Source organism: Dactylosporangium thailandense (assembly GCF_059739745.1).
In genome coordinates this window covers 7485641-7505677 of the sequence record NZ_AP029195.1, presented here as the reverse complement: position 1 = coordinate 7505677, position 20037 = coordinate 7485641, and the positions used below count along the sequence as shown (strand labels likewise).

Here is a 20037-nt window from a genome sequence, read left to right as displayed (position 1 = left end):
GCCGGAGGTCACACCCGTTATGGCACTGTTCAGGTTCCATACCCAACGAGCGGGCCCCGTTCGAATGACGCATTTCCCCTCTTGGGGTGTCATTCGGGCAAAGGGCTTTACCGCGATCGCTCCAGGTGATCGACCAGTCCACGCAGCGCGGCGGTGATGCGGGCGAGCTCGCCGGGCTCGAGGTACGACAGCGCGTACGACTCCGCATGCTCCGCCTCCGGGAGCAGCTCCCGGATCAACCGGTGCCCCTTGCGGGTCAGCTGCAGCAGCACCAGGCGGCCGTCGTCGGGGTGGTTGGCCCGCTTCATCAGGCCGCGCCCGGAGAGCGTGTCGACCACGCCGGTGAGGGTCGCCTTGGAGATGCCGGCCTGCTCGGCCACGTGGCGGGTCTCGATGCGGCGCGCGGCCCAGACGGTGCGCAGCACCACGAAGCCGGTCCAGGTCAGCTGGCGGGGGCGCAGCACCTCCTGCTCGACGTGCTGCCGGACGGCGTTGGCGGCCCGGTGCAGGTGCAGGACGGCCTCGGTCGCGCCGGTGAACGCGCCGTCCCGCCCCACCGTTGCGGTCACCGCGTTCCGCGCAGGTGTGCGTGTGCCGACCCGACCCCGTGCTTGCCCATATGGGCGGCCCCCCTCTGGTCCCCACATCGAACAGACAGAATATCGGGAACGTTTCGGTTCCGTTGCCCCATCATCACGCTGTGCGATCTCATGGCGACCTCCGGTGCCTGCCTTCTGGGCATTCACCGCGTTTGTCCGGCGGTTCTGCCGGATATCCGATGAATTGAAGCGTTCTAGATCATCGGGAGACGCGGCCGTGCTCGCCTCCGCCCGTTCCACGGGAGAAGAGAAGGAGTCCGGCCCGCCTGATACATCGACGTCGCCCGGCACCGCGGGGGCGGCAGAACCGGCGGAGAACCCACCGTCGATTCTGCCGGTGTTTCTGCCGGTCGGTGGTAGCGCTGCGTAGTCGGGTGCCGTACTAGTCGCGATCGTCGCGCTTGCGGTTCAGCAGGTGCCGCCGCTGCCAGACGAGCACCGCGAAGAAGGCGACGACCACGAACGCCACGCAACAGAACTTGGCCACCGGGGAAGCCTACGACCAGCGGGGCAGTCGCTCCGGGGCGCGCCCGGCCGGGAGCCCCCGGCGCTCGGCCAGCCGTGCGAGGGCCACGGCGTCGGCGACGGCCGCGCAGCCCTGGTCGTTGTTGAAGTACACGTAAATGTCCTGGTTCGTGAATGTCTCGGCCAGGCGGGCCGTCCACGAATCGAGGCAGGAGCGGCCGTAACGCGGCCAGGGCGTGGCGCGGCCCTCGTGCAGGCGCAGGTAGCCCCAGCCCGCGGTGCGCCACAGCGGCGCCTGCGGCCGGCCCTTGCGATCCGACCAGCACAGGGCCGCGTCATGCTGCGTCAGTACCGCCTTCACCTCGCCGTTCCACCAGGAGTCGTGCCGCGGCTCGACCGCGATTCGCACGCCGCGCGGGAACGCCCGCAGGGCCCGGTCCAGCGCCTCCGGGTCGGCGGGGAGGGTCGGGGGCAGCTGCAGCAGTACCGGTCCGAGCTTGCGACCCAGCCCGGCGGCCCGCTCCATGAGGCGGCCCACCGGCTCCTCCGGCTCCCGCAGGCGCTTGACGTGCGTGAGGAACCGGCTCGCCTTGACCGCGACCGTGAAGTCCGCCGGGGTACGCGTACGCCAGTCCGTGAACGTCTTGCGCTCCGGCAGCCGGTAGAACGCGTTGTTCACCTCGACGGTGCTGAACGCCGCCGCGTAGTGCTCCAGCCACAGACGGTGCGGGACGTCGCGGGGATAGAAGCGATCGCGCCAGTCCTTGTACTGCCAGCCGGAGGTCCCGATACGCATCATGCTCGACTCGTTCCCCGTCTCGCACGCCCGTAACCTGCGGCGATGCGGCATAACTAGTCCGGGCCGGACATACGTAGACGCCGCCGGGGGTCGTCTACGTATGTCGGGGCGGCGCGATTACGTAAGCGTGACAGATGGAACGCGGGCCTTACTCCGACAGGATGGAGTCACAAGGTTGAAAGGGGCCCGACACCATGAACGTCCACGAGAGCCTGCTCAGCGAGATCTCCCGCCAGCGTCGCCAGGACATGCTCGACGACCACAAGCACTGGACAAGCCGCGTGCGGCTGCGCCGCCGAAACCAGCGCGAGCAACTCGCCTGAGCCACCCGCGACCGAACCGCGGGGGAGAGCAGCCTCGGCCTTGCCGGGGCTGCTCTTTTTGTGCCCGGCGACCGGTGACTAGTCGCCCCGGCGATGACTAGGCCGGTCGTAGGGCCGAAGATACGTAACAGGTGCAGATGGCAGGCGAGGCTTACCCCGACAGGATTGGGTCAACGGTCGATCCAAGGAGTCGAAGCCATGCACCCGGTCTTTCTCTACAGCCAGCTCCAGCACCGCCAGCAGGGCCTGCTCGGCCTCGAGGCACAGCGCCGCGCCGACGAGCGGGTCGGACGCCGGCCGTGGTGGCGCAGGTCGCGTCCATCACAGCCAGAGCATCGGCCGCCCGCCGGTAGGCTGGTGGCGTGCGGGCCAGCCGTAGCGGAATGAGCCAGGTGATGGTCGGCCGCGACGACGAGCTGCGCCGGTTGCGCCGGCTCGTCGACGGGTCCGAGCCTTCCATCGCCATGCTCGGCGGGGAGCCGGGCATCGGCAAGAGCCGCCTCGTCCAGGAGCTCATCGCCGGCCTGCCCGAGACGGTTCCGGTCCTCGACGGCCAGGCCGATCCCGGCGCCCTCAGCCGCCCCTTCGAAGTCCTCCTCGACGCCATCGACAGCAGCCGCCGCGCCGAGCTGCTCGACCCGGAACTGCTGCGTGTCGTCACCGACGCGTCCCGCTCGATGATCGACCGCATCCAGGCCGGGCTGGAGATCGTGCGGCTGCTGACCACGCCCGGCCCGTCGATCGTCCTCTTCGAGGACCTGCACTGGGCCGACTCCGAGAGCGTCGCGCTGTTCGAGCGGATCGCCGAGCTGCCGGGCGAGCGGCTGCTCATCGGGACCTACCGGCCGGACGAGGTCACCCGCCGGCACCCGCTCGCCGACCTGCTGACCCGGCTCGAACGGCGGTACACGATCACCAACGTGCGGCTCGAACGGCTCAGCCTCGCCGACACGTCGATGTTCCTGAAGTCGGCGACCGGGCGCCCGCCCGCCTACCGCACCGCCCTGTCGCTGCACAACCGCACCGGCGGCAACCCGTTCTTCCTCGAGGAGCTGCTCAAGGCCAACGGCGACGCCGACCTCGACACCCTGTGCGACCGGCCGCTGCCGTGGAACATCGCCGAGGCCCTGCGCCGCCAGCTCGACGACCTCGACACCGGCGAGAAGCGCATCGTCGAGGCCGCCGCGGTGCTCGGCCGCAAGGTCCCGTTCGACCTGCTCGCCGCCGTCACCGGATTCGACGAGAACGAGCTCATCGACGGCCTGCGGGACCTGGTGCGCCGCGGGCTCATGGTCGAGACCGGCGACGACGAGTTCAGCTTCCGCCACGCGCTGACCCGCGAGGCCATCGTCGACGAGCTGCTCGCCCGGCAGCGGCGCCGCCTGCACGAGCTGGCGCTCGAGACGCTGCTGTCCACCGGCAGCAAGGACTACGCGCTCGTGGCCCACCACGCGCGGGGCGCCGGGCGCTACCTCGACATGGTGGAGGCGGCACGGCGGGGACTGGTGGTCTACCTCGCGATGGGCTCGCCCTACCAGGCGCTCCAGCTCGCCGAGATGGGCCTCGACGAGCTGCCCGACGACGTCGAGCTGCTCTCCTGCGGGGCCCGGGCCGCGTGGCTGGCCGGGCTCCTCGACGACGCGCAGGAGCTCGGGCGCCGCTGGCTGGACGCGGCCGGCACCCGCGAGGAGCGCGCCGACGCGCTGCGGCTGCTGGTCCGGCTCAGCTGGGAGGTCGGCAGCAGCGGCAGCATGCAGGAGCGCGCGGCCCAGCTGCGGCGCGAGATCGCGCACCTGGACGACGGGCCGGCCAAGGCGCACGCGTATGCGGCGATCGCCCAGGCGTACATGCTGCACGACGACACCGAGCGCGCCGTGGCCTGGGCCGACATGGCGATCGCCCTCGGCGAGGAGCTCGGCCTGCCCGCCGTGTGGCTCGCCGGCAAGGTCGAGAAGGGCTCGGCCCTCGTCAACGTCGCGGCGGGCGTCGAGGAGGGCGTGAAGCTGCTCAACGAGGCCACCCAGGAGGCCGAGGAGGCGGGCGAGTGGCTGCTGGCCGCCCGCTCGCTCAACAACCTCTACAACCTGCTGCCCGGCGGGCCCGCCGACTGGGCGGCCGCGCTGGAGCGGATGCGCACCTACGCCGAGCGGGCCGGGTTCGACTCGCTGGCCGTCGCCGCCTACTTCCAGGGCCGCGCCCGCCTCGCCGTGCAGGAGGGCAACCTCGGCGCCGCCCTCGCCGAGCTGGAGGCGGCCCGCCGCCGCGACCGGGGCCTGCTGCGCACCCGCAACGGCAGCGACTACCACGGCGTGCTCTTCGCCGGGCTGCTGCTGGAGGCCGGCGAGCTCGACAAGGCCGACACCGTCATCCGCGGTCTGATCGAGCAGTCCACCGACGCCTACACGATGCTCACCCAGACCTCGGTGCCCGGCCTGCAGTTCCACCTCGCCTGCCGCCTGGGCCGCGCCGACCTCGCCCGCGAGCTGCTGCGCACCGTGCTCGACGCCGTCCGCGTCACCGGCGTCACCGGCCGCGACTTCGCCCACGACCTCATCTCCGCGGGCCTGGCCGCGGGCCTGGCCGTCGACGAGCTGCGCCCGATCGCGGCCGCGATCGACGACCCGCTCTTCGACGACGCGTTCCGCTGGCTCGCCGACGCCCAGATCGCCGAGGCCGCCGGCGACCCCACGGAGGCGCTGCGCCTCTACCGCCGCGCCGTGGCCGAGCCGACCATGCTCCTGCCGGCCCAGCGCGGCACCGGCCACCTGGGCGTCGCCCGCTGCCTGCTCGCCCTGGGCGACCTCGAGGCCGCGCGAGCGTCGGTCCGCGCGGCCGAGCCGTTCCTGTCCCGCTGGGCGGGCTGGCGCGTCGCCGAACTCACCGGCCTGCGCGGCCGCCTGGGCCTGACCGCCCCGACCGCCGCGGGCGACCAGTCGCTGACCCCACGCGAGCGCGAGGTGGCCGTGCTGCTCGCCGAGGGCCTGACCAACGCCGAACTGGCCCGCCGGCTGTACATCTCGCCCCGCACGGCCGCCGTCCACGTCTCGAACATCCTGAGCAAGCTGAACCTGGAGTCCCGCACGCAGATCGCGGCTTGGGTCAAGTCGCGCGAGCCGGCCAAGTAGCCGCGCCTTCCATCGTCCGGGCACCGCCTTGTTCCTGGCCTGGGGTTCTCGGGCTGCGCACGTCGTGGTTGGTCTGGGGTTCTCGGGCTGCGCACGTCGTGGTTGGCTTGGGGTTCTTGGGCTGCGCAACCTCGGTCGGCCTGCCCTTCTCGGTGCGCGCCGCAGCGCACCTTCCGCTTGCTCTCGGTGATGTGCGCTGTTTGGCGTGATGCTCGCGGTCACCGGGCCGCTCAGCCGAGGCGGTGTCCGGCACGCTCGTCTTCCGCCTTGGCTTCGGCCCGGCATTGGAGTGTTCGTTCGTGTGCTGCGCACTGTGGCGGCTTTCGGTGTGCGGTCGTGTCGTTGTTCCGGCGGTCGCGCGCTCGCCAGCCTGGTTGGGCGCCTACGCCCGGCGGAGGTGTTCGGGGCGGCGGAGTACTCCCGTGGGCGGATGTGCTCGTTGCCGGAGGTCCCTACCATCGGTGGCATGTCGTGGTCGATGACCACCCTGATCGCCGCGTGGGCCCTGGTCGGCTCGCCCGGTGACGTCGTCGCTGTGGCGACGGCCGTACTGGCCGCGCTCGCGGTCGTCCTGGCAGCCCGGTTCGTGGCCGGGGCGCCGGCGGCTCCTGCGCGGCTGCTGGCTCTGCCGGCCCGGGCCCGAATCGGCCTCGGGCGGGCCATCCGTTCCGTGGACCCCGACGCAGACGGTCGGCCGCGGCCCCGGGCGCCCGGAGTCTGATCGCTCATTCCGCACCGCGGAGCTGATTCGCTCAGGCGCGGCGCCGAGCGCTGATCGGACGTGCTCGCGACGGTGACTGAACTCGGTGAGCGCGCGTTGTCGGCTGGCTCGCGCAGCGCGCACCGCGATCGAATCGCTCGCCGTGCGCTGGGGAGTGAGTGGTCCGGTCATCGTGCACATCGCTACCGCGTCGTTCAGTGCGCACGGTTGCGCGGTTTGCTTGCCGTGCGCTGTTGAGCGGGTTGCTCGTTGCGTGCATTGCTGCCGCGTCGTTCAGTGTGCCCGGTTGCGCGGTTTGCTTGCCGTGCGCTGTTGAGCGGGTTGCTCGTTGCGTGCATTGCTGCCGCGTCGCTCAGTGCGCCCGGTCGCGGTTTGCTCGCCGAGCGCTGTTGAGCGTTGCGCGTTGCGTGCATCGCCGTCGTGTCAGTCAGTGCGCGGTTGCGCGGATTGCTCGTCGAGCGCTGCACTGACCGAATCGCTCAGTGCAGCGGTGGGCGGACTGTTCGCCGAGGGCCGTTGAGTGAGCTGTTCATCGTGCGTTCCTGGGCGGCTGCTCATCGCGGCTCATCGCGCGTTCCAGGTGGGTGCTCATTTGCGCGCTTGAGGCGGCTGCTCAATGCGCGCGTTCGAGCGGGCTGTCGTGGTGCGCGTTTGAGCGGGCAATAGTGCGCGTTTGGTCGCTGCTCGTTGTTCGTTGACGGCGAATCGGTCATCGGGCGGGTGGTGAGCGTTCGCTCATTGCGTGCTGGCGGATCGCTCAGGAGTGCGGCTCCTCGGGCTTCGTTTGCTGCTCGTTGAGCGAACTCTGCTCGTGAGTGTTCACGGGCGCCGACGCGCAGGCGCGGTGCTGATTCGCGTTGGGGAATCACCTGGTCACGACGCTGGGCGCTGGATTGTGCGCCTTGACGGTGGTGGCCGTCGGAAATGCCATCGGACTTTGCGGATGTGAAGGGTCGGAATCGTGGTACATCAGATTTTGCTTGTCCTGGCTGGGCTGCTCGGGTCGGTGCCGCTGGCGATTGTTGTCGCGACGCTCCTGCTGCGTGCGGGGCTGCTGCCGTTGAGTCTTCGCGCATATCGCGCGGAGCGAGTGCGGGCGAAGCTGGCGCCTCAGCTCGCGCAGATTCGGGAGCGGCACGGACATGAGCCTGTCGTGCTTGCCGAGAAGACCACGGCGCTCATGCGGGAAGCCGGGTCCGGGCCGTTCGCCGGGCTGGTGCCGATGCTTGCCCAGGCGCCGTTCATCTGGCTGCTGTACCGGGAGTTCACCAACGGGGACATGCGCGGGCATTCGCTGTTCGGGTTCGATCTCACCCAGCGGTTGATCGGACACCCGGGACTGCTCGCCGGGTGGCTGATTGTGGCGGCGCTCGTCGGGATCGCGGTGTGGAATGTTCGCCAACTGCCGGCCGGGTCGCCCGTTTATGTGCGGGTGTTGTCGTTTGCCACGGTCGCGTTCGCGGCGTTCGTGCCCGTCGCGGCCGGGATCTATTTGGTGACCACCGGGTTGTGGACGGCTGTTGAGCGTTTCGTCTTCCGGCAGCGGAGTGTCTTGACGGCCTGAGTGCGCGTTCGCAAGCGAGTTGTTGTCGATGCCTGCTCGGGTGAGGGCGGTGGTGGGGGAACGTCGTGAGGTCGTGGCGGCTGGGATCGGGTTGCCGCCACGACGGAGCGACCTAGGGCTATCGGCCTGCTAGCAAGAGGCGATAGGGCGTAGCTGCGGAAATGGGTGGGCGGAGGTGGCGAGGGCGGAGCGGCAAGCGCGAAGGCGGTCAATGCGGTGGCGAGGGTGGAGCGGCAAGTACGAGGGCGGCCGACGCGGTGGCAAGGGTGGAGAGCAGGCGCGAAGGGGCGACGCGATGGCGAGGGCGAAGGAGCGCTGCTGAGGAGCGGGGGCGGCTGGCGGCCAGGTGGACTTTCGCGGTACGAGTGCGGAAGTTCTTTTGATTTTGACAAAAGTTCGGTTGGGTCTGGCGGAAAGCCCCGGGTCCGATCTAGGCTCCTAATCCAGCGACATTTGGCGATGTCGTCATCCATGGATCCCTATCGCCACGTTCCTCACCCGCTAGGAGGAGCCCGTGCGTACGGGTGTGTGGCTGGTCGGCGCACGCGGTTCTGTCGCCGTCACCAGCATTGTCGGAGCCGCCGCGTTGCGGTCCGGGCTTGCCGAGCCGATCGGCTGCGTCACCGAGCATCCGCGGCTGCAGACCGGGGCGCTGCCCGGGTTCGCAGACCTCGTGTTCGGTGGCCATGACGTGGTCAATACCAACCTGGTCAAGCGGGCCGAGGCGCTCGCCGCGGCCGGGGTCGTTCCCGCGCGGCTGGTTGCGGCCCTCCACAGTGAACTGTCGACAGTGGACGATGACGTACGGCCGGTGCCCCACGCACCGACCCAGCGTGAAACGGCCGCAATCATGCAGGGCGACCTGGAGCGATTCCGGGACCGCCACGAGCTGGAGCGGGTTGTCGTCGTCAACGTGTCGTCCACCGAGGCCGCCGCGGTGCCGCACCCGGCGCACGCCGGGCTCGACCTGCTCCGCGCGGCCATGGCAACGCCTGAGCAGGTGCTTCCGAGCAGCTCGGTGGCGGCCTACGCGGCGATGAGCGCGGGGTGCGCGTACGTCGACTTCACCCCGTCCACCGGTGCGCGGCTCCCGGCACTGCACGAGCTCGCGGTGGAGCGCGGCACCCCGTACGCGGGGCACGACGGCAAGACGGGCGAGACCCTGCTCAAGTCCGTGCTCGCCCCGATGTTCGCGATGCGGCGGCTGCACGCGACCTCGTGGTCGGGCATCAACCTGCTCGGCGGCGGCGACGGGGCCACGCTCGCCGAACCGGCCGCCAACGCCGCGAAGTCCGCGAGCAAGCAGCGCGTGCTCGGCGAGACGCTCGGATACGTGCCGGACGGGACCACGCGCATCGAGTACGTGCCGGGGCTCGGCGACTTCAAAACCGCCTGGGACCTCGTCACGTTCGAGGGCTTCCTCGGCACCGCGATGCGCATGGAGTTCACCTGGCACGGCTGCGACTCCGCGCTCGCGGCGCCGCTTGTGCTCGATCTTGCGCGACTCACCGCGGCCGCGCACAGGAACGGACATGCCGGACCGCTCGCCGCGCTCGCGTTCTTCTTCAAGGACCCGCTCGGCGACACCGACCACGGCCTGGGCGCGCAGTTCGAGACGCTGGCCGAGTTCGTCGAGGGCCTGCGATGAGGTCGCGCGATTCGGCCGAAGTCGTTCGGGTGCCCGCGGCGTTGGACGGGCCGCGGCCTGGCCACCCGGTTCGAGACGCTCGCCGAGCTGGTCGAGGGCTGCGATGAGGTGGCGCGATCTGGTCGAACTCGTCCGGGCGCCCGCGGCACTGTCGGTGCCGGGAGACATCATCGCGGGCGCGGCGGCCGCGCGACGACTCGGGCCGAAGACGGCGGGACTGGCCGGGGCGAGTGTGCTGCTGTACTGGGCCGGCATGGCCGCCAACGACTGGGCCGACCGCGAGATCGACGCAAAGGAGCGGCCCGAGCGGCCGATTCCCTCCGGCCGGATCTCGTCCGGGGCCGCGCTCGGCATCGCGGCCGGCCTGACCACCGCCGGTGTGGTCGCGGCCGGTCTCGCCGGCGGCCGTAAGGCCCTGGGCGTCGCGGTGCCGCTGGCCGGGGCGATCTGGGCGTACGACCTCGGCCCGAAGACACCGGCGCTCATGGCCACCTGCCGAGCGCTCAATGTGCTGCTCGGTGCGAATGAGCAACCCGGGAAGGCCGTTTGGCCGGCGGTGACCATGTTCGCGCACACGTACACCGTCACCGCACTGTCGCAGGCCGAGGTGGACGGGGCCACGCCTGAACTGCCGACTCGGACGCTTGCCGGGACGGCCGTGGTCGCGGCGGCCGCGGGCGGGACGCCTGCGGCGGGGGCGCTCGCCGGGTGGTACGCGATCCGGTATGGCCGTCCGCAGCTCGACGCCGTGCGGAACCCGGACGCCGCGCACATTCAGCGTGCGGTCGGGGCCGGGATCGTCAACATGCCGGCGCTGCAGGGTGCGCTGACCGCTCGGGCCGGGGCGCCGCGGCTCGGTCTCGCCATCGCCGCGGTGAGCGAGCTTGCCCGTCGCCTGGCGAAGAAGGTGAGCCCGACATGAGTGCACCGTCTTGCGCGTTCGCGCACAGAGCGGCGCCTCGGATTGAGCGAGTGGCGTCTTGCACGTTCGCGCACAAGGCGACGCCACGGATTGAGCGAGTGGCGCCTTGCACGTTCGCGCACAAGGCGACGCGAACGACCGTGCGAGCACGTGTGGACATGATCAGGCGCGAGGCGGCCCGATCGGCCGGGGAAGCGGCCCCGTGTGCGTTCGTGCGCGAGTCTGGCCACCGGTTTCGTGCCGCAGGGTATGGGACGCGAACGACCGGGCGAATGGCGAATCGTGCGAGTGCGTGCGAAAGAGCGTGCATGACCTCGCGGGCGGCGATGTGTGCGGGCGCGACAGCCTCAGGCGCGACAGCCTCAGGTGAGGCGGCCTCGGGCGCGACAGCCTCGGGTGAGGCGGCCTCGGGCGCGACAGCCTCGGGTGAGGCGGCCTCGGGCGCGACAGCCTCGGGTGGGGCGTCTTCGGGCGGGGCTGTCTTGAACGGGGCGGCCTCGGGTGGGGCTGTCTTGGGCGGGGCTGTCTTGGGCGGGGCGCCGGCGGCGCGGGAGGGGTGGGTGGCGTGAGCGCGCTCCGGTTCGGCTACGGCACCAACGGCTTCAGCAATCACCGCCTCGACGACGCGCTCGCGGTCATCGCCGGGCTCGGCTACGACGGCGTGGCGCTCACCCTTGACCATCATCACCTTGACCCGTTCGACGCCGGCGTTGCTCGCCATGTGCGCGAGGTCAGCCACCGGCTGGGTCAGCTCGGGCTCGGCGTGGTGATCGAGACCGGCGCGCGCTATCTACTCGATCCCTGGCGCAAGCACGCTCCCACGCTGCTCGACGACGAGCCCGGGCCGCGGCTGGAGTTCCTGCGCCGTGCCGTGCGGATCGGGGCCGATCTCGGGGCCGAGGCCGTCAGCTTCTGGGCCGGGGTTCCGCGCGCTGGACTGGCCCGGGACGAGGCCTGGCGGCGGCTCGTCGGCGGATGCGCCGAGGTCCTGGCCGCGGCCGAGGGCGCCGAGATGATGCTCGGCTTCGAGCCGGAGCCTGGGATGCTCGTGGAGTCGATGGCCGACTGGGAGCGGCTGCGGGCCGACCTCGGTGCGCCCGTCCACTTCGGACTCACGCTCGACATCGGGCACTGCCGGTGTCTTGAGCCGGTGCCGGCGGACGAATGTGTGCGAAAGGCGGCCGGGTCGCTCGTGAACGTGCAGATCGACGACATGCGCCGTGGCGTGCACGAGCACCTCGAGTTCGGGCAGGGCGAGGTCGACTTTCCGCCGGTCCTGCGGGCGTTGGCCGACATCGGCTATGGCGGTCTGATCGCGGTCGAACTGCCCCGGCACAGCCACGCCGCCCCGTCCGTCGCTCGGGACTCGCTGGCGTTCCTGCGTGAAAAGGCCAAGGAGGCGCTGTGAAACGCGCGACCCGGCCGGCGTGGCGCTGTGAAACGCGCAACGAAACGTGCGATCGGGTCGGGGTGGCGCCGTGAACGGCACCGCGGGACTGCGCGAAGGGCCAAGGAGGCGCTGTGAAACGCGCGGCCAGGCCGGCGTGGCGCTGCGAGCCGCGCAACGAAACGTGCGATCGGGTCGGGGTGGCGCCGTGAACGGCACCGCGGGACTGCGCGAAGGGCCAAGGAGGCGCTGTGAAACGCGCGGCCAGGCCGGCGTGGCGCCGCGAACCGTGCAACGGACCGCACGATCGGGTCGGAGCTGCGCCGCGAACCGCGCGACCGGGTCAGCGAGGCGCGGCGAAACGCGCAACGAACCGCACCGATCGGGTCGGAGGAGCGCCGTGAACAGTGCGGCGGGACTGAGTGACCGGACTGTGCCATCCAGCCAAGGAAGCCCAGTGAAGCCCGCCACGGGACCGCGCGACCAAGCCAAGGAGGCCACATGAACCTCGTGACAGGACTGCGCGCCGAGCTCGCCGACACCGTGTGGCTGGACACCGCGCTGGAGACCGTGGCCCGTCAGCCGGCCGCGATCGCGCGGCTGTTCCCGGCCGTCGGCCGCCGCTGCGGGCGTTGGATGCTCAAAGAACCCCCGGGCTGGAGCGTCGACGACGCCGCCAGGGTCCTGCTCCTGACGCGACTGCAGGACAAGAGCGAAATCCCGCAGCTGTACCGCCACGGGGACGCCGCCGAGAAACGCGCGATCCTGCGCGCTCTGCCGTTGCTCGAGCCGGAAGCGGACACGGCGACGCCCATTCTCGAGGACGCCCTGCGCACGAACGACGCGCGGCTCGTCGCCGCCGCGCTGGGGCCGGCCGCTCGGCACCTCGACGCGGCCGCGTGGCGGCAGGGTGTGCTCAAGGCCGTCTTCATGCAGCTCCCGCTCGACCAGGTGGCCGACCTCGACGAGCGGGCCGACACCGAGCTGGGCGTCATGCTCGCGGGACTGGCCGAGGAGCGCCGCGCCGCCGGCCGCACCATGCCCGCCGACGCCGAAGCGCTGATCCAGCGACTCCAGGAGAGGGGACAGTGATGCGCATCTTCGACCCCCACATCCACATGACCTCGCGTACCACCGACGACTACGAGCGCATGGCCGCGGCCGGCGTGCAGGCCCTCGTCGAGCCCGCGTTCTGGCTCGGCCAGCCCCGCACCAGCGTGGGCTCGTTCACCGACTACTTCGACTCGCTCGTCGGATGGGAGCCGTACCGCGCGAGCCAGTTCGGCATCCGCCACCACGCCACGATCGCGCTCAACCCGAAGGAGGCCAACGACCCCCGCTGCCGCGAGGTGCTCGACGTGCTTCCGCGCTATCTCGAGAAGGACGGCGTCGTCGCGGTGGGCGAGGTCGGCTACGACTCGATGACCCCGGCCGAGGACGAGGTCTTCGCCGCGCAGCTCGCGCTCGCAATCGAGCATGAACTTCCGGCGCTCGTGCACACGCCGCACCGGGACAAGGCGCGGGGAACTGCACGTACGCTCGCCGTGGTGCGCGAGTCCGGGCTCGAGCCGGGACGGGTCGCCGTCGACCACCTCAACGAGGTCACGGTCGCGGCGGTGGCCGAGTCCGGCTGCTGGATGGGGTTCTCCATCTACCCGGAGACGAAGATGACGGCCGAGCGCATGGTGCACATCCTGCGCGAGTACGGGCTGGAGCGCATGCTCGTCAACTCCGCCGCCGACTGGGGGCGCTCGGATCCGTTGCTGACAAGACGTACCGGTGAAGCAATGCTGGCCGCGGGGTTCTCCGACGACGACGTGGACCGCGTGCTGTGGCGCAATCCGGTCGAGTTCTACTGCCAGTCCAGGAAGCTGGATTTCTCCACAGTGGACAGAGCGGAGACGCACGAGGGCAACTCGATCCGGCGCGGGGGCGAGTGATGCGGCTGCGGCACCCCGATGGGCAGACCGTCCACCTGGCGTACGGCACAAACGTCCATCCCGCCGAGGACCTCGACGGCATCGTCGCGCAACTGGGCACCTACGCCACGCCCATGCGCGAGCGGCTCGGCACCGACCTGCTCGGCCTCGGCCTGTGGCTCAGCGCCGGCGTCGCCGCGGAGCTCGCCGCGGACGGGGCCGCGCGCCGCCGGTTGTGCCGCGAGCTCGACACGCGCGGCCTGGAGGTGGTGACGCTCAACGGTTTCCCGTACGGCGCGTTCCACGCACCGGTCGTCAAGCGCGCCGTGTACTACCCGGACTGGGCCGATCCCGCGCGCCTGCGGTACACCCTGGATCTGGCGCGGATCCTCGTGGACCTGCTGCCCGACGACGCCGTCCGCGGCTCCATCTCAACGCTCCCGCTGGGCTGGCGCGAACCGTGGGACGGCCCGCAGGCGGCCCGGGTCGGCCGGGCGCTCGACGCGCTCGCGCAGGGGCTGGCCGGGCTGGAGGCGCTCACCGGGCGCGCCGTGCGTGTCGCGTTCGAGCCGGAGCCCGGCTGCGTCATCGAGAACACGCTGCAGGCCGCCGTGCACCTGGCCCGGGTCGACCGGCGCTGGCTCGGCGTCTGCGTCGACCTGGCCCACCTCGCGTGCCAGTGGGAGGACCCGGTCGCCGCGGTGCAGCGGCTCGCCCGGGCCGGGCTGCCGGTCGTGAAGGTCCAGGTCTCGGCCGCGTTGGAGGTCGCCGACCCCGTCGGTGCCCGCGAGGTTGTGGCCCGCTACGCCGAGCCGCGCTTCCTGCACCAGACCCGCACGGCCGGCTGCCGGCACTCCTTCGACGACCTCGACGAGGCCCTGGCCTCGGCCGAGGCGGGCGGGGAGCCGTGGCGGGTGCACTACCACGTGCCGCTGCACGCGGAGCCGGAGCCGCCGTTGCGCTCGACCACGCCGGTGCTGCGGGCCGGGCTGGGAGTCCTCGTCGGCGGCCCGGTCGCGGCGTGCGATCACCTCGAGGTGGAGACGTACACCTGGAGCGTCCTGCCCGCCGAGCGCCGCCCGGAGAGCCCGCGAGAGCTGGCCCACGGGATGGCCGCCGAGCTCGCCTGGACCCGCGACACGCTTCACGACCTGGGGTTGAAGGGATGAGCGGCCTGGAGTTGCGGAATGCGGTCGCCGCGCGGGCCTGTGGCGACATGACCCGACAGTTGCCGGCGCTCGATCTGGGGCTGCGGGCATGAGCGGTCCGGAGCGAAGTGGTGTGCAAGTCGGTTGCCGCGCGTGCCGGGGCCGGAGCGAAGCGGAGGTCTTTGCGTGAGTCGTCAGTTGCTGGTGCTCGATGTTGTCGGTTTGACGCCGCGGCTGCTGCCGCACATGCCGAACCTGATGAGCGTTGGTGCAGCCGTGCCGCTCGAGCCCGTGCTGCCCGCGGTCACCTGCTCGGTGCAGTCGACGTTCCTGACCGGCGAGCCGGTGTCGGGGCACGGGATCGTCGGGAACGGGTGGTACTTCCGCGATCTCGGCGAGGTCCTTCTGTGGCGCCAGCACAACGCGCTCGTCGGGGGCGAGAAGCTCTGGGACGCCGTCCGGCGGGACGAGCCCGGGTTCACCGTCGCCAATGTCTGCTGGTGGTACGCGATGGGCGCCGACGTCGACTGGACCGTCACCCCGCGGCCGATCTACTACGCGGACGGGCGCAAGGAGCCCGACTGCTACACGTTCCCGCCGGAGCTGCACGACGAGCTGGTCGCTGATCTTGGCCCGTTTCCGCTGTTCACGTACTGGGGGCCGACCGCCGGTCTGCCCTCGTCCGCGTGGATCGCGCGGGCCGCCGAGCGGATCATGGCCGCCAAGGACCCCGACCTGACCCTCGTGTACCTCCCACACCTCGACTACGACCTGCAGCGCTACGGCCCGTCCGACCCGCGGGCCGAGCAGGCCGCGGCCGAGCTCGACACGGTGCTCGGGCCGCTGCTGCACGCGGCGCGCACGAGTGGACGGACGATTGTGGCGCTTTCCGAGTACGGCATCACGGACGTGCGCCGGCCGGTGGACATCAACCGGCTGCTGCGCACGGAGGGCTGGCTGAACGTGCACACGCAGGACGGGATGGAGTATCTCGACCCGTGGACGTCGCGCGCGTTCGCCGTCGCCGATCATCAGATCGCGCACGTGTACGTTCGCGACACGCGGGATGTGCCGGAAGTGCGCAAGGTGTGCGAGCAACTGCCCGGCGTCGGCGAGATCCGGGAGGGGCTCGGGCACGAGCGATCCGGCGAGCTGGTCTTGCTCGCCGAGCCCGATGCGTGGTTCACGTACTACTACTGGCTCGACGACACTCGGGCGCCCGACTTTGCGCAGGTCGTCGAGATTCACCGCAAGCCTGGCTACGATCCCGCGGAGCTGTTCTTCGACCCGGCCGGGCCGGGTGCGGCGAAGGCTCGGGCCGGGCTCGCGCTGGCCAGGAAGAAGCTGGGGATGCGGTATCGCATGAGCGCGGTCGGGCTGGACGCGGGTGCCCGGGCGGTTCGGGGGTCCCATGGGCTGCTGCCTGCCGACCCGGCCGACGGGCCCGTCTGGCTCTGCGACGACCCGGCGGTCGCCCCGAACCGTGTCCATGCGACCGAGGTCAAGGGTTTGCTGATGCGTCTGCTCGAGGGAGGCAGCGCGGGGGAGTGAGGCGACACGTCAGCTGAGGTGGATGGCGCGTGTTGGCGCGAATGTGCAAGGGGCGGTGCGCGGGTGTGGCGCGGTCGGTCCGCTACGGCTCCTGGCCGCCCACTTGCGCGAATGTGCAAGGGATGGTGCGCGGGCGTGACGTGACGTGGTGCGTCGGCTGTAGCGTCCGGCCCACGCCCGTGTCCGGCCCGCGCCCGTGTCCGGCCCGCGCCCGTGTCCGGCCCGCGCCCGTGTCCGGCCCGCGCCCGTGTCCGGCCCGCGCCCGTGTCCGGCCCGCGTGCGTGTCCGGGCCGCGCCCGTGTCCGGGCCGCGCCCGTGTCCGGGCCGCGTGCGTATCCGGACCGCGCCCGTGTCCGGTCCCGCGCCCGGTCTGCGCCTGGCTCGCGCTACTGTCCGGCCCACGTCCGCGCCCGCGCTCGGCTCGCGCCGCGCCCGGCTCGCGCCCGTGCCCGTGTCCGGCCCGCGCCCGTGTCCGCGTCTGGCCCGCGCCCGCGTCCGCTTCCGCGTCTGGTCCGGGCCTGGCCCGCGTCTGGTCCGCGCCTGTGTCCGGCCAACGTCCGGGTCCGGCTTGCGCTCGGTCCGCGTCCGGTCCGTGTCCAGCTCGCGCTTTGCACGCGCCTGGCCCCGCGCCTGGCCCGCGTGCGTGTCCGGTCTGCGCCCGTGCGCGCTCCGCGTCCGTGTCCGCGCGGCCGAGGTCCGGTCTGTGCCCGCGCCTGGTTCCTGCGTCCGTGCCTGCTCCGCGTCCGTGTCCGCGCGGCCGAGGCCCGGTCTGCGCCCGCGCCTGGTCCCTGCGCCCGTTCCTGCTCCGCGTCCGTGTCCGCGGGCCGAGTTCAAGCGGTCAGGAGGTCGCCGCCGCCCCAGCTCGCAGGAGGTGGTGCGCGGACTTGATGCGATACATCTCCGCGTCCGCCACGCGCATCAGGTTGTCCAAGTCGCCGTCGCGCGCGGTTGCGGTGCCGATGCTCGCGTCCACCGACACCGTGCCCGCGCCCAGTCGCACCGGCTCGGTGAGCGACGCGCGCAGCCGCGCCGCCACCTCGTGGGCGCGGTGCGCGTCGGTGTCGTGCAGCAGCACCAGGAACTCGTCGCCGCCGAGTCGGGCTACCAGGTCGTGGTCGCGCACCTCCGCGCGCAGCCGCGCGGCCGTCACCTGCAGCAGCTCGTCGCCGGCGGCGTGGCCGAGCGTGTCGTTGATAGCCTTGAACCCGTCCAGGTCGAGCACGAGCACGGAGGCGGGTACGCCGGGGCGGAGGGTACTGCGCGCATGTTCGTGCAGCAGGTGCCGGTTGCCCAGGCCGGTCAGCGGGTCGTGCAGTGCCTGTTCGCGCAGTCCCGCCGCCTGTTCGCGCAGGCTGGCGCGGGCCGCGGCCAACTGGCCGAGATGGTTGTGGTGCGCCCGGGACAGCAAGCCGGTCAGGACCGCCACCACGAGCTCGAGGCCCGGCGCGACGCTGACGAGATCGGCCGGCATCTGATATCCGGCGATCTGCGGGGAGTACACGTAGAGCAGAATTCCCGCGACCGCCTCGGCCGCGAAGACCGTGAGCGCGCCCGTGAGCTGGTGCCGGTAGGCGCCCACGATGATCGGGATGATGAGCAGCGGCCAGAACACCAGGTCCGGCGAGGCCGCCGAGCTGTAGACCATGGCGATGATCGCCGCGGTGTCCACGGCCAGGAGCACGGCGCTGATGCGCGGGTAGCGGCGGCGGCCCACGCTGCGCAGCGCGTACACGCCGAGGAGGTTGATGAGCGCCTCGGCGGCCGCGGCGGCAATGCCCAGTACCGTCGACATCCCCGGCACATGGGGGAACACCGTGATGCTGAGGACGATCCACAGCACGGCGGCCGCGCGGCTGAGGATGCCGGCCCACTCCAGGCTGCGGCGCATGCGCACGAGCGCGTCGTCGACCTGGAACAATTGCATGGAGTTTGACTCGGCGGGGTGGCCCCTGACCTGAGCCGTGGGCGAACCTGAGAAGAATCACAGGTAGAACCCCTAAGGAACGGCTTTCAGGTGCGTTCCGGATAGTCGGGGGAGTGTACGGTCCGTAGTCTCGGCGACGTGACACTCATCGAGACGCGTGCGCTGACGAAGCGCTACGGGGGTGGCGTCACCGCCCTGTCGGACCTGACCCTGGCGGTGGAGCCGGGGATCATCGGCCTCGTCGGGGCCAACGGCGCCGGGAAGTCCACCTTCATCAAGATCATGCTGGGCCTGCTGCCGCCGACCACGGGCGAGCTGCGGGTCCTCGGGCTCGACCCGACCACGAACGCCGAGGACGTGCGCTCGCGGGTCGGGTACATGCCGGAGCACGACTGCCTGCCGGGCGAGGTCTCGGCCGCCGAGTTCGTGACTCACCTTGCGCGGATGAGCGGCCTGCCCGCCACGGCCGCCCGCGAGCGCGCCTCCGAGGCGCTGCGCCACGTCGGGCTCTACGAGGAGCGGTACCGTCAGATCGGCGGCTACTCGACCGGCATGAAGCAGCGCGTCAAGCTGGCTCAGGCCCTGGCCCACGACCCCGACCTGCTGCTGCTGGACGAGCCGACGAACGGCCTCGACCCGGCCGGCCGCGACGCGATGCTGGAGCTGGTGCACCGCATCGGCACCGAGTTCGGCATCTCCATCGTGGTCTGCTCGCACCTGCTGGGCGAGGTCGAGCGCATCTGCGACTCGATCATCGCCATCGACGGAGGGCGGCTGCTGCGCTCGGCGTCGGTCGAGGACATGACGACGAGCCGCGACGTGCTCACCGTCGAGGTGTCCGAGGGCGTCGACCTGCTCACCGCGCGCCTCGCGGAGCTGGGCATCCCGGCCGGTCGCGACGGGGCCGCGCTCACCGTGCCGCTGGACTCCGAGGACGTGTACGACCGCATCCTCGTCGCGGTCGCCGAGCTCGACCTGCCGCTGCACCGGCTCGACCAGCGCCGCCACCGCGTGGCCGAGCTGTTCCAGACCCACTCCGTCACCGCACCCGCGCTGAGCGCTCAGGAGGCCGGCCGTGGCGCCGCAGACTAGTGTCATCCATGACATCGGCTATCAGCGGTACACGGGACCGAGGCTCGGCCGGTGGTACGCCAACCGCTCCCTCTACGAGCACAGCGTGCGCGCCGCGTTCGGCATCGGCCGCGGGGCCAAGGCCAAGATCTTCCCCTGGATGATCATCGGCATCGTGCTGCTCGTGGCCGTGGTCGTCATCGCCTACCGGTCGATCAGTGGCCAGACCCTGATGTCGTACCGTGACTATGTCGCCGGTCTGAGCTACCCGGTCATGCTCTTCCTGGCCATCGTGGCCCCCGAACTCGTGTCGCGGGACCTGCGCGATCGAACGCTTCCCTTGTACTTCTCCCGCCCCCTCGCCCGCACCGACTACGCGCTGTCGAAGTTCGCCGCGCTGGTCACCGCCGTGCTGCTGCTCCTGGGCGTGCCGCAGCTGCTGATCTACATCGGGGCCGTGTTCACGCGCACCGACGGCTTCTCCGGCGCCTGGCACGAGCTGGGCGACCTGGCACCGGGCCTGGCCGCGGCGCTCATCCGCGCGCTGATCCTGGCCGGCGTCTCGCTGCTGGTCGCCTCGCTGACCGGCCGGCGCGCCTTCGCCGCCGCGTTCATCGTCGGCGTCTTCCTCATCACCTCGCCGATCGTGGGCATCCTGAACTTCCTGGGCAACGAGACCCTGGCCAAGCTCTCGTTCATGGCCAACCCGATGACCATGATGCTCGGCCTGGAACAGTGGATCTTCGGCGCCGAGTCGAACAACCGGCTGCCGATCGGCAACCTCGGCCCCGTGTACGGCGCCGGCGCGCTCGTCCTGCTCGCCGGTTCCGTCGGGCTCCTGCTGCTGCGTTACCGGAAGGTGGCCGCCTGA

The 20037-nt window shown here is 71.5% G+C and carries 16 protein-coding genes; 13 read left to right on the top strand and 3 right to left on the bottom strand.

Features of this window, described 5'->3' with window-relative positions; genetic code table 11:
* Positions 1–107 precede the first annotated feature (107 nt).
* Positions 108–569: a MarR family winged helix-turn-helix transcriptional regulator gene (locus AC6JBM_RS33265; protein WP_350626279.1), complete on the bottom strand. Its 462-nt coding sequence runs from the start codon at positions 567–569 to the stop codon at positions 108–110.
* 526 nt (positions 570–1095) lie between these two features.
* Positions 1096–1863, bottom strand: a complete 768-nt coding sequence (locus AC6JBM_RS33260; RefSeq protein ID WP_497977963.1) for a DUF72 domain-containing protein — start codon at positions 1861–1863, stop codon at positions 1096–1098.
* Between the two features lie 194 nt (positions 1864–2057).
* On the opposite strand from AC6JBM_RS33260, the gene AC6JBM_RS33255 reads away from it, so the two are divergent.
* From AC6JBM_RS33255 to AC6JBM_RS33205, 11 genes are all read left to right on the top strand, one after another.
* The gene (locus tag AC6JBM_RS33255; protein ID WP_497977962.1) at positions 2058–2186 is read left to right on the top strand and encodes a hypothetical protein; all 129 of its coding nucleotides are present in this window, start codon (positions 2058–2060) and stop codon (positions 2184–2186) included.
* Positions 2187–2548: 362 nt separating this feature from the next.
* Positions 2549–5311, top strand: coding sequence for an ATP-binding protein (locus AC6JBM_RS33250; RefSeq protein ID WP_497977961.1), 2763 nt, complete (start codon positions 2549–2551; stop codon positions 5309–5311).
* Positions 5312–5777: 466 nt separating this feature from the next.
* Positions 5778–6032 (top strand): DUF6412 domain-containing protein, encoded by a 255-nt coding sequence (locus AC6JBM_RS33245; protein WP_497977960.1) that lies wholly within the window; start codon positions 5778–5780, stop codon positions 6030–6032.
* Between the two features lie 961 nt (positions 6033–6993).
* A complete protein-coding gene (yidC, locus tag AC6JBM_RS33240; protein ID WP_497977959.1) occupies positions 6994–7596 on the top strand; it encodes a membrane protein insertase YidC in 603 nt (200 codons plus the stop codon).
* Between the two features lie 514 nt (positions 7597–8110).
* The gene (locus tag AC6JBM_RS33235; RefSeq protein WP_497977958.1) at positions 8111–9244 is read left to right on the top strand and encodes an inositol-3-phosphate synthase; all 1134 of its coding nucleotides are present in this window, start codon (positions 8111–8113) and stop codon (positions 9242–9244) included.
* A gap of 103 nt (positions 9245–9347) precedes the next feature.
* Positions 9348–10166: an SCO3242 family prenyltransferase gene (locus AC6JBM_RS33230; protein ID WP_497977957.1), complete on the top strand. Its 819-nt coding sequence runs from the start codon at positions 9348–9350 to the stop codon at positions 10164–10166.
* A gap of 565 nt (positions 10167–10731) precedes the next feature.
* A complete protein-coding gene (locus tag AC6JBM_RS33225; protein WP_497977956.1) occupies positions 10732–11574 on the top strand; it encodes a sugar phosphate isomerase/epimerase family protein in 843 nt (280 codons plus the stop codon).
* A 480-nt stretch (positions 11575–12054) separates the two neighbouring features.
* Positions 12055–12645 carry an EboA domain-containing protein gene (locus AC6JBM_RS33220; protein ID WP_497977955.1) on the top strand — a complete coding sequence of 197 codons (591 nt, stop codon included), beginning with the start codon at positions 12055–12057 and terminating at the stop codon, positions 12643–12645.
* On the top strand, positions 12645–13493 hold the full coding sequence (locus AC6JBM_RS33215) for a TatD family hydrolase (RefSeq protein WP_497977954.1): 849 nt from the start codon (positions 12645–12647) through the stop codon (positions 13491–13493). The genes AC6JBM_RS33220 and AC6JBM_RS33215 overlap by 1 nt, the downstream gene beginning before the upstream one ends.
* Positions 13493–14641: a metabolite traffic protein EboE gene (gene eboE / locus AC6JBM_RS33210; RefSeq protein WP_497977953.1), complete on the top strand. Its 1149-nt coding sequence runs from the start codon at positions 13493–13495 to the stop codon at positions 14639–14641. The genes AC6JBM_RS33215 and eboE overlap by 1 nt, the downstream gene beginning before the upstream one ends.
* Before the next feature lie 165 nt (positions 14642–14806).
* Positions 14807–16171: an alkaline phosphatase family protein gene (locus AC6JBM_RS33205; RefSeq protein ID WP_497977952.1), complete on the top strand. Its 1365-nt coding sequence runs from the start codon at positions 14807–14809 to the stop codon at positions 16169–16171.
* Positions 16172–17009: 838 nt separating this feature from the next.
* On the opposite strand, the gene AC6JBM_RS33200 is transcribed toward AC6JBM_RS33205, so the two are convergent.
* Positions 17010–18095 carry a diguanylate cyclase gene (locus AC6JBM_RS33200; RefSeq protein WP_497977951.1) on the bottom strand — a complete coding sequence of 362 codons (1086 nt, stop codon included), beginning with the start codon at positions 18093–18095 and terminating at the stop codon, positions 17010–17012.
* A 138-nt stretch (positions 18096–18233) separates the two neighbouring features.
* On the opposite strand from AC6JBM_RS33200, the gene AC6JBM_RS33195 reads away from it, so the two are divergent.
* Positions 18234–19187, top strand: a complete 954-nt coding sequence (locus tag AC6JBM_RS33195; protein ID WP_497977950.1) for an ABC transporter ATP-binding protein — start codon at positions 18234–18236, stop codon at positions 19185–19187.
* Positions 19171–20037, top strand: a complete 867-nt coding sequence (locus AC6JBM_RS33190) for a DUF2705 family protein (RefSeq protein ID WP_497977949.1) — start codon at positions 19171–19173, stop codon at positions 20035–20037. Before AC6JBM_RS33195 ends, AC6JBM_RS33190 begins: the two co-directional genes overlap by 17 nt.

What these genes read in the sequence shown, in the direction of transcription:
- AC6JBM_RS33260 (WP_497977963.1), bottom strand. Translation starts at nt 1,863, where the DNA reads ATGATGCGTATCGGGACCTCCGGCTGGCAGTACAAGGACTGGCGCGAT.
- AC6JBM_RS33255 (WP_497977962.1), top strand. Translation starts at nt 2,058, where the DNA reads ATGAACGTCCACGAGAGCCTGCTCAGCGAGATCTCCCGCCAGCGTCGC.
- AC6JBM_RS33245 (WP_497977960.1), top strand. Translation starts at nt 5,778, where the DNA reads ATGTCGTGGTCGATGACCACCCTGATCGCCGCGTGGGCCCTGGTCGGC.
- AC6JBM_RS33230 (WP_497977957.1), top strand. Translation starts at nt 9,348, where the DNA reads ATGAGGTGGCGCGATCTGGTCGAACTCGTCCGGGCGCCCGCGGCACTG.
- AC6JBM_RS33220 (WP_497977955.1), top strand. Translation starts at nt 12,055, where the DNA reads ATGAACCTCGTGACAGGACTGCGCGCCGAGCTCGCCGACACCGTGTGG.
- AC6JBM_RS33215 (WP_497977954.1), top strand. Translation starts at nt 12,645, where the DNA reads ATGCGCATCTTCGACCCCCACATCCACATGACCTCGCGTACCACCGAC.
- eboE (WP_497977953.1), top strand. Translation starts at nt 13,493, where the DNA reads ATGCGGCTGCGGCACCCCGATGGGCAGACCGTCCACCTGGCGTACGGC.
- AC6JBM_RS33200 (WP_497977951.1), bottom strand. Translation starts at nt 18,095, where the DNA reads ATGCAATTGTTCCAGGTCGACGACGCGCTCGTGCGCATGCGCCGCAGC.